At 69.2% G+C, this 9,443-nt stretch carries 8 protein-coding genes and 1 pseudogene; 5 read left to right on the top strand and 4 right to left on the bottom strand.

The features are described 5' to 3' along the window. Positions 1-274, top strand: a pseudogene (locus VFA16_RS21430) (TIGR02569 family protein); the annotation flags it as partial. Here the strand turns inward: VFA16_RS21430 and VFA16_RS21425 are convergent. From VFA16_RS21425 to VFA16_RS21410, 4 genes are all read right to left on the bottom strand, one after another. Then, the gene (locus VFA16_RS21425; RefSeq protein WP_324969763.1) at positions 271-567 is read right to left on the bottom strand and encodes an MGMT family protein; all 297 of its coding nucleotides are present in this window, start codon (positions 565-567) and stop codon (positions 271-273) included. The pseudogene VFA16_RS21430 and the gene VFA16_RS21425 sit on opposite strands and share 4 nt — an antisense overlap. Before the next feature lie 2 nt (positions 568-569). Beyond that, on the bottom strand, positions 570-1,352 hold the full coding sequence (locus tag VFA16_RS21420) for an alpha/beta hydrolase (RefSeq protein WP_324969762.1): 783 nt from the start codon (positions 1,350-1,352) through the stop codon (positions 570-572). Positions 1,353-1,657: 305 nt separating this feature from the next. Beyond that, on the bottom strand, positions 1,658-1,867 hold the full coding sequence (locus VFA16_RS21415; protein WP_324969761.1) for a hypothetical protein: 210 nt from the start codon (positions 1,865-1,867) through the stop codon (positions 1,658-1,660). Then, positions 1,836-2,237, bottom strand: a complete 402-nt coding sequence (locus tag VFA16_RS21410) for a helix-turn-helix transcriptional regulator (protein ID WP_324969760.1) — start codon at positions 2,235-2,237, stop codon at positions 1,836-1,838. The genes VFA16_RS21415 and VFA16_RS21410 overlap by 32 nt, the downstream gene beginning before the upstream one ends. 113 nt (positions 2,238-2,350) lie before the next feature. Here VFA16_RS21410 and VFA16_RS21405 point away from each other — a divergent pair, with 113 nt between their 5' ends. The 4 genes from VFA16_RS21405 to VFA16_RS21390 all read left to right on the top strand — a co-directional run. Then, the gene (locus VFA16_RS21405; protein WP_324969759.1) at positions 2,351-2,773 is read left to right on the top strand and encodes an HSP20 family small heat-shock protein; all 423 of its coding nucleotides are present in this window, start codon (positions 2,351-2,353) and stop codon (positions 2,771-2,773) included. A gap of 353 nt (positions 2,774-3,126) precedes the next feature. After that, complete coding sequence (locus VFA16_RS21400; RefSeq protein ID WP_324969758.1) at positions 3,127-3,441, top strand: J domain-containing protein; 315 nt, start codon at positions 3,127-3,129, stop codon at positions 3,439-3,441. 67 nt (positions 3,442-3,508) lie between these two features. Then, positions 3,509-6,622 carry an ATP-dependent DNA helicase gene (locus VFA16_RS21395; RefSeq protein WP_324969757.1) on the top strand — a complete coding sequence of 1,038 codons (3,114 nt, stop codon included), beginning with the start codon at positions 3,509-3,511 and terminating at the stop codon, positions 6,620-6,622. After that, positions 6,619-9,443 (top strand): ATP-dependent helicase (locus VFA16_RS21390; RefSeq protein WP_324969756.1); only part of this gene is annotated, 2,825 nt, incomplete at its 3' end. The genes VFA16_RS21395 and VFA16_RS21390, both read left to right, overlap by 4 nt.

The following is a 9,443-nucleotide window of genomic DNA, read 5'->3' as shown; positions in this document are numbered from 1 at the left end:
TTTCGCCGGCACGGCTGCCCCTGGAATCACCGACATCACGCCATACTGGCGGCCCGCATCATGGGCGGCCGGCGTGGTCGTGGTCGACGCGCTGTCTTGGGGGGAGGCCGACGACGGGCTCATCGAGCGGTGGGATACGCTGCCGGAGTGGCCGCAGATGTTGTTGCGCGCCTTGATGTTTCGATTGGCGGTGCATGCGTTGCACCCGCGGTCGACGGCGGCGGCATTCCCTGGTCTGGCGCGCACCGCGGCGTTGGTCCGGCTGCTGCTTTAGAAGCGGTGACGGACCTCCTCCAGCGCGACCCTGCCGTCGACCGCGAGTACCCCTTCGGCACGCAGCAGCTCCAGCTGCCGGGTGGCCAGATGTCGCGCCGGCCGACCCGAGGCGGTGATCACCCGATGCCAAGGCAGATCGGCGGAGTCGGTGCGCATGATCCAACCGACGATGCGCGGGCTGGAAAGCTCTGCGGCAGCAGCAATATCGCCGTAGGTGGCGACCCTGCCGGCGGGAATCGCGGCGACCAACGCCCGTACCCGCTCCACCTGCTCGCCGGTCACCGCTGCCATGGTCAGCGCAGCCGCTCGCGGATGACGTCGGCAACTTCTGCGGGCTTGGCCAGCGGCACCATGTGGTCACAGTCCAGATCGACCAGGCGGAAATCGGGCCCAAGCCGCCCGCGCAGCGCCGCGATGAGGTTTTCGCCGACATACGCTGGCGATGTCCACGTGGCGCGCACCAGTGTCGTCGCAATTCCATTGGGCGGCAAGACAATGTCACGGGCCAGCTCGCTCCAATAGGACATCATCGCCGGTAGGCAGATCCGCCAGCCGTACCGTCCGCCCGGCAGCGCCACCAGGTGCTTGTCGAGCTCGGCGTCCAGCAGCGCCGGATCGACGTCGGCCCAGGATCCGCTCGCTTTTTCCGCACGCGCCTCCTCGACGTCGGAGTAGTCGGGGGAGGCGAGCGTCGCCTCGGCGATCTCGCGCATCCACTGGCCGTTCAAACCGATCGCCGGGTCCAGCAACACCAGCGCAGCCACCTGGTCCGGGCGGGTGGCGGCCAGATGCAGCGCCACCGCGCCGCCGAACGAATGGCCGACCACCACCGCGGGCCCATCGGCCTGCTCGTCGAGCCAGGCCGCCAGCGCCTTGACATTGGCATCAATAGTCCACGGCGCGGCCCACGACGACCTGGCGTGCCCGATCAAATCCGGTGCGGCAACGCTGATCTCGGTTAAGTGGTGAGTGGCTAACCGCTGCCAGCGCTGCCCGTGCCCAGTGAGGCCGTGGAGTGCCAAGACTTGCACGGGTCTCTGTGGGCCGTACCGGTGCATGTGAAGCTCGTCGGTCACGAGTCGATCGTGCCAGCCTGCGCGCGGGGCGTGAACCGGCCTCGGGCGGTGCGCCAGCAGAACCTACCGAATATGTGACAAACGGCACAGGTTATATGTGGCGAACATGCTTGACCGTCACGCGATGCCTTGTGGATCACCCTGCGACGCAGGCCAATTCAGCGTTCGATTCGGACGCGAAGGAGGCGAGAATCGATGAGCGAATACCGTCGGCCGCCGCAAACCAGCCGGGCCGGCGCACGGATTCTCGACACCGCCGAAGGTGTGCTCGTCGCCTTACGCGAGGACGACGGCTAGCGGACGTTTTACACCTGGCTATCCACGTCGTCGTCTGGCAGCGGCACGATTGTGGCTTGGTCGATCACGTCGGCTTCGTTGGCCTCCCGGTCGCTGATGTCTGCGACGTAGTCGGTATCCAGCTGGATGTCGTCGCCGACATCGACAGTTCGGTGCTGGTCGATCGCGTCGGCTTCAGGTGTTTCGTCAACCGGCAGGATCTTTTCGACGTCCGCCATGATCGGAACTCCTCCTCCCCTTCTTTCTTGAGGTGGCGCCTGACGCGCGCGTTCGGCCGGCTTTCAATTTGGCATTGTCGGATTGGAGTTGACTTTTATCGAACTCCAGCTGACTGTTCCTGTTCTCCAAGTCGAGGATGCGTGCGATGCCGGCCAGGTTCACGCCCTGAGCGACCAACTCAGAAATCCGCTTCAGGCGCAGCAGGTCGTCGTCGCTGTAGCGGCGCACGCCGCCATCGGTGCGAGACGGCGTGAGCAGTCCTCGGCGCTCATAGAGCCGCAACGTCTGCGGCGCGATCCCGGACAGCTCGGACGTCACCGAAATGCCGTACACCCCACGCGCGGAACGTGGTAACGAGTCCTCGGTCACCCCTCCTCCATCGCGACATCCACGCGATTACTACTTGCGTAACCATACCATGCGTGGTATCACAAAGCTATGTCAGCAGACATAGATCATCTGCTGTAACTGGGAGGTGAAATATGGTTTTGATGCGCACAGACCCGTTCCGGGATCTCGACCGCTGGACTCAGCAGGTGCTCGGTACGGCGGCCCGGCCCGCGGTCATGCCGATGGACGCCTGGCGTGAGGGTGACAAGTTCATCGTGGAGTTCGACTTGCCTGGCGTGAACACGGATTCGCTCGATCTCGACGTGGAACGCAATGTGCTGACCGTCCGCGCCGAACGCCCTGACCTGGACCAGAACCGGGAGATGGTGTCGGCTGAGCGGCCACGAGGGGTGTTCAGCCGTCAACTATTCCTTGGCGAGAACCTAGACACCGACAGAATCGAGGCCAGCTACCACGACGGGGTATTGCGGCTCGCCATCCCGGTGGCCGAAAAGGCAAAGCCCCGTCGCATCGAGATCAACCGCGACGCCGAGCGCACGGCGATCAAGTCCTGACACCCTCGGCTCACCCGCCAGATCGGTTGGCAGGCCGCGATCACCCCCGTCGGTCGGCATGTTCGCGGCAGCGGTTGGCAAACACTCGAGGAGGTGATGCCCCGACTGTTTGGGACGGTAAAGACGGCTAAGACGGTTGAAACCCACGCAGTGACACTTGTGCCGTCCGCGACTGTTGCTACGTACCGAAGACGCGACTGACGCAGCAGCACGACTGCGCGCGCACCGCCACTGAGCGTGGCCTCTTGCTGCGGACGCACAGACGTCAGGGTGGGCGCGCATACGATGGCACCCGAAGGCGCGCCCACCCTGCGCACCTCCGTCGGCGCGGTGAAAGATGCGGTGGCCGAAAGATGACGGATCCCTACACGGTGCTTGGCGTATCACCGAGCGCCAGTCAAGACGAAATCACGCATGCCTACCGGCGGGAATTGCGTGCGCATCACCCCGATGTGCGCTCGGCGGAACCGAATTCGGCTGCCGACGAGCGGCTGCGACAAATCCTCGCCGCCTACGCGTTGTTGCGTGACCCGCGTCGCCGCTCGGACTACGACCGCACCTACGCCGTCGCGGAAAGCCCCCCTCCGGCTCCGGTGACCGTCACCCATATCGGCTTTCCCGACGATCGGCCGCCATTGTGGGCCGGCCCGGTCCGCTGGCATCGCTGACTGCGCCTGACCAGCAGCGCTGGCCGCGTCGGGCTGACTTGTCAGACCCCGGTGGTGTCATGCCGCCATGGATCGCTGGGATGCCGAGGCTCGGGTTGCGTTGGATCCTGGCCTGCGTGGGCGGCTGCGCGTGCTCGGCGGGCCGGGAACCGGCAAGAGCAGCCTGCTGGTCGATGCTGCGCTAGCCCACATCACCGCCGGCGTCGACCCGGAATCTGTTCTGTTGCTTACCGGTTCAGGTCGGATCGGAATGCGGGCGCGCAGCGCATTGACGAGCGCATTGCTGCGCTCGCGCTCGGATGGCGGGCTGCCGGCGGTGACGCGCGAGCCGTTAGTGCGCACCGTGCACAGCTATGCGTTCGCGGTGCTGCGGCTCGCCGCCCAGCGGGTCGGCGATGCACCACCGCGGCTGGTCACCAACGCTGAACAAGACGCGATCATCCGGGAACTGCTGGCCGGTGACATCGCCGACGGGCCCGCCGCGACGGTCAAGTGGCCCCCGCAGTTACGTCCGGCGTTGAGCACGGCCGGCTTCGCGGCTGAACTTCGCGATCTGCTGGCGCGTTGTGCCGAACGGGGAGTCGAGCCACGCCAACTGCGGCAGTTGGGCCGGCTGCACGGGCGCCCGGAATGGGTGGCCGCCGGCCAATTCGCGCAACAGTACGAGCAGGTGATGCTGCTGCGTGCGGCGGTCGGCACAGCGGCCCCGCAAGCCAGGGTTCCGGCGCTGGGGGCGGCCGAACTGGTCGGCGCGGCCCTGGACGCGTTCGCCGCCGACCCGGAGCTGCTGGCGGCTGAACGTGCCCGGATCCGGTTGCTGCTGGTCGACGACGCTCAGCAGCTCGACCCGCAGGCGGCCCAGTTGGTTCGAGTGCTGGCGGGGGGCGCCGATCTCGTCTTAATGGCGGGGGATCCCAGCCAGGCGGTGTTCGGTTTTCGCGGCGCCGATCCGGCGGCATTGTTGGCCGACGACTCACCGTCGGTGAGGTTGACGGTCTCGAAACGCTGTGGTCCGGCGGTGGCCGGTGCGATCACGGCGATCGCCTGCCGGCTTCCCGCAGGGGTCGACGGCACGATTACCGGCTCAGGCACCGATTCCGGTTCGGTGGCAGTGCAGTTGGCGGCCTCGGCGCACGCGGAGGCCACGATCATCGCCGACACCCTGCGGCGCGCACACCTGGTCGACGAAGTGCCGTGGTCGCAGATGGCGGTCATCGTTCGGTCGGTGTCGCGGGTTGCTGTGACGTTGCCGCACGCCCTGGCCAGGGCCGGTGTCCCGGTGGCCATGCCGTCCATCGGCGGTGCACTGGCCGAACAGCCCGCGGCGCGGGCTCTGCTGACGGTGCTGGCAGCGACGGCCGACGGCCTGGACGCGGCCCAGGCGCTGACGCTGCTGACCGGACCGATTGGCCGGGTGGATCCGGTGTCGCTGCGCGCACTGCGGCGCGCGCTGCGCCGCGGCGCCCACGACTCGGACTTCGGCGACCTACTGGTGGCCGCGCTGACCAGCGACGAGCCGCCGCAGCTATCCGCGGTGCAGGCGCGTCCGTTGCGCCGGCTGCGCGCGGTCCTTGCTGCGGCCGCGCGCTGCCATCGGGCGGGGCAGGATCCGCGCTACACGCTGTGGGCGGCATGGCATCGCTCCGGTCTGCAGCGTCGGTGGTTGACGGCGATTGACCGCGGCGGGCCGGCCGGCGCCCAGGCGGCGCGGGACCTCGACGCGGTGACCGCGCTGTTCGACGTCACCGACGAGTACGTGTCGCGAACCGCTGGAGCGTCGCTGCGCGGGTTGGTGGACCACGTCGCCGGGCTGCAACTTCCCACGGCCAACCGCGAGCCGGTGGCACCGATGGAGCAGGTCAGCGTGCTGAGCGCGCACGCTGCGCTGGGACACGAGTGGGACCTGGTCGTCATCGCCGGCCTGCAGGATGGCTTGTGGCCCAACACCGTTCCACGCGGCGGAGTGCTGGGCACCCAGCGGCTGCTCGACGTCATCGACGGGATCGGGGAGGACGCGTCGGTGCGGGCTCCGCTGCTGGCCGACGAGCGCCGCCTGCTGGTGGCGGCGATGGGTCGCGCCCGTCGGCGGCTCGTCGTGACCGCTGTCGACGACGAAACCGGCGACGCCGGCGCAGCCGGCTCCGAGCTGCCGTCGCCGTTCTTCTTCGAGGTGGCGCAATGCGCCACCGAGGATCTTGATCTCACGCCGCTGGCGTCGCCGCGGCTGCTGTCGGGGCCGGCGGTGGTGGGCCGGCTGCGTGGCGTCGTGTGCGCACCCGACGGTGCAGTCGACGACGCCGAGCGTGCCAGCGCCGCAAGGCAATTGGCGCGGCTGGCCAAGGCGGGTGTGCCGGGCGCAGACCCGGCCCAGTGGTACGGCCTCATCCCGGTCAGCACAGCGCAGTCGCTGTGGAGCGGCGACGATCACGTGGTCAGCCTGACGCCGTCGAGTCTGCAGACGCTCACCGACTGCCCGCTGCGCTGGTTGGCCGAACGCCACGGCGGAACGGGCCCGCGCGATCTGAGCGCAACCATCGGGTCGCTGCTGCACGCGCTGATCGCCGAACCGCGAGGCAGCGACGCGCAGCTGTTGGCCGAGCTTGAGCGGGCTTGGCGGCATCTGCCGTTCGAGTCGCCGTGGTATTCGGCCAACGAGCTGGCCCGTCACCGCACGATGATCGAGACGTTTCTGGCGTGGCGGGCACAAAGCCGCCGCGAGTTGACCGAGGTCGGCGTCGAGGTGGACGTCGACGGAGTCATTGAGACCGAGGGCGGCGCCGGGATCCGGCTGCGCGGACGTGTCGACCGGATCGAGCGCGACGCGGCCGGCCGGCTGGTGATCGTCGACGTCAAGACCGGCAAGACGCCGGTCAGCAAGGACGACGCACAGCGGCACGCTCAGTTGGCGATGTATCAGCTGGCGGTCGCCGAGGGCTTGGTGCCCCACGGCGACGAGCCGGGCGGCGCCCGCCTGGTCTACCTGGGCAGACGTGGAGCCAATGGCGCCACCGAGCGCGAGCAGGATCCGCTCACTCCGGGCGCGCGCGACGAATGGCGCAAACTTGTCCACGAGGCCGCCGCTGCCACCGGCGGCCCACGCTTCATCGCCCGGATCAACGACGGCTGCACGCACTGCCCGATACGGCCCAGCTGCCCGGCACATCCGGGGGGCCCGCAGTGACGGCGGCGCCGCGGTACAGCCCGGCCGAATTGGCCTGCGCGCTAGGGCTTTTCGAGCCCACTGCAGAGCAGGCCGCCGTGATCGCCGCGCCGCCGGGGCCGCTGGTAGTCATCGCCGGGGCAGGTGCGGGCAAAACCGAGACGATGGCCGCACGGGTGGTGTGGCTGGTCGCCAACGGCTACGCCTCGCCCGATCAGGTGTTGGGATTGACCTTCACCCGCAAGGCCGCCGGTCAGCTGCTGCGCCGGGTGCGGTCGCGGCTGGCCCGGCTGGCCGGTGTCGGCATGGCAATCGGAAGCCGGGCAGCCTCCGAGCCGGCGGCGGCGCCGGCGGTCAGCACCTACCATGCCTTCGCCGGTTCGCTGCTGCGCGAACATGGCCTGCTGTTGCCGGTCGAACCGGATAGCCGGCTGCTCAGCGAAACCGAGCTGTGGCAGCTGGCCTTCGACGTGGTCAGCGGGTACCGCGGCGAGCTGCACACCGACAAGAATCCGGCCGCAGTGACCGCGATGGTGCTGCGGCTGTGGGGTCAGCTCACCGAGCATCTCGTCGACACCGAACAGCTGCGCGACACCCATCTGGAGTTGGAACAGCTGGTTCACACGCTGCCGGCAGGTCCGTACCAGCGGGAGCGCGGCCCCAGTCAATGGCTGTTGCGGATGCTGGCCACGCAAACCGAGCGTGCCGAGTTGGTTCCGCTGGTCGACGCGCTGCACCGGCGGATGCTCGCCGAAAAGGTGGTCGACTTCGGTTTGCAGATGGCCTTGGCGGCACGGCTGGCCTCGAGGTTCCCCCAGGTCGGTGAGCAGCTGCGGGAACGCTATCGGGTGGTGCTGCTCGACGAATACCAGGACACCGGGCACGCCCAACGCGTCGCGTTGTCGGCGTTGTTCGGCGGGGGAGTCGACGACGAATTGGCGCTGACGGCCGTCGGCGACCCGATCCAGTCGATCTACGGCTGGCGCGGTGCCTCAGCAACCAACCTGCCGCGGTTCGCCACCGACTTCCCCCGATCCGACGGCACCCACGCGCCAATCCTCGAGTTGCGTACGAGCTGGCGCAACCCGCCGCGGATCCTGCAGTTGGCCAACGCCGTTTCCGCGGAAGCGCGGCGCCGGTCGGTCGCCGTGCGAGCCCTGCGCGCACGTCCGGACGCCCCGGCGGGCGCCGTCCGCGCAGCCTTGCTGCCCGACGTGCAAGCCGAACGCGAGTGGATCGCCGACCAGCTGCACCGCACGTTCGAGCGCTGCCGCGCCGACGGCGTCGCGCCGACGACCGCCGCGGTGCTGGTCCGGCGAAACGCCGACGCCGCGCCGATGGCCGAGACGCTGCGTGCCCGCGGCATCCCCGTGGAAGTGGTCGGCCTGGCCGGGCTGCTGGCCATTCCCGAGGTGGCCGACGTGGTGGCGATGCTGCGGTTGGTCGCCGACCCCACCGCAGGCGCGGCGGCCATGCGCGTGTTGACCGGTCCGCGGTGGCGACTCGGAGCCCGCGACATTGCCGCGTTGTGGCGGCGCGCGCAGGAACTCGGCGGCCACCCGCCCCGCGGGCCGGTGTTGTCGGCCGAGCAGCTCGCCGCGGAGTCCGGTCCGGATGCCGACACCGCATGCCTGGCTGACGCGATCAGCGATCCGGGCCTGGCCGGCGGGTATTCGGCGGCGGGGTATCAGCGCATCATCGCGTTGGCCGACGAACTGACCGGTCTGCGCGGCCACCTCGGTCACCCGCTGCCGGAGCTGGTCGCCGAAGTGCGCCGCGTGCTGGGCGTCGACTGCGAGGCCCGTGCTGTGCAGCCGACGCGCGGGGCCTGGGCCGGTACCGAGCATCTCGACGCGTTCGCCGACGTGGTCAGCGGGTACGCGGAGCGGACCGCCACGTCGCCGACCCTTTGCCCGGCTTCGGTGGCCGGTCTGCTGGCCTACCTCGACACGGCCGCGGTCGTCGAAAACGGATTACCCCCAGCGCAGCTCACCGTCGCCGCAGACCGTGTGCAGGTGCTCACGGTGCACGCCGCGAAGGGTTTGGAGTGGCAGGTGGTGGCGGTGCCGCACCTATCGGGCGGCGTGTTCCCCTCCACCGCATCGACGCGCACCTGGCTCACCGATCCCGCCGACCTGCCGCCGCTGCTGCGTGGCGACCGCGCGTCGGCGGGCGCGCACGGCGTCCCCGTCCTGGACACCACTGGTGTCACCAACCGAAAGCAGTTGTCAGATAAGATCTCCGCGCATCGCCGCCAGCTCGAGCAACGTCGAGTCGACGAAGAGCGCCGGCTGTTGTATGTGGCCATCACCCGAGCCGAAGACACCCTGCTGCTGTCCGGCCACCACTGGGGCGCAACCGGCATCAAACCCCGCGGCCCGTCGGATTTTCTTTGCGAACTCAAGGACGTCATCGACCGTTCGGCCGCCGCCGGTGAGCCCTGCGGAACGGTGGAACAGTGGGCACCCCCACCCGCTGCGGGAGAGCCAAACCCATTGCGCACCAAGGTGATTGAAGCGGCCTGGCCCGCGGACCCGCTAGGCACGCGCCGCGGAGACGTCGAGCGGGGAGCGGCGCTGGTGGCCGCGGCGATGTTGGCCGACCCGCTGGCGAGCGCGGACGTCGGCGAGTGGGTGGCCGACGTCGATGCGCTGCTGGCGGAGCGGGCACGCGACCCACAGCAACCCGCTCCGGCGCTACCCAACCAGTTGTCGGTCAGCGATGTGGTCGAGCTGTGCCGCGACCCGGCCGCGGCGCGGCAGCGGCTGACCCGGCGGCTGCCAGCGCGCCCCGATCCGCATGCCTTGCTCGGCAATGCATTTCACGAATGGGTCCAGCGGTT

Origin of the sequence: Mycobacterium sp., from assembly GCF_035653355.1 — a bacterium.
In the GTDB taxonomy this organism is placed as follows: domain Bacteria; phylum Actinomycetota; class Actinomycetes; order Mycobacteriales; family Mycobacteriaceae; genus Mycobacterium.
Note: the sequence above shows the minus strand (reverse complement) of the source record. Positions and strands in the feature narration are given on the sequence as shown.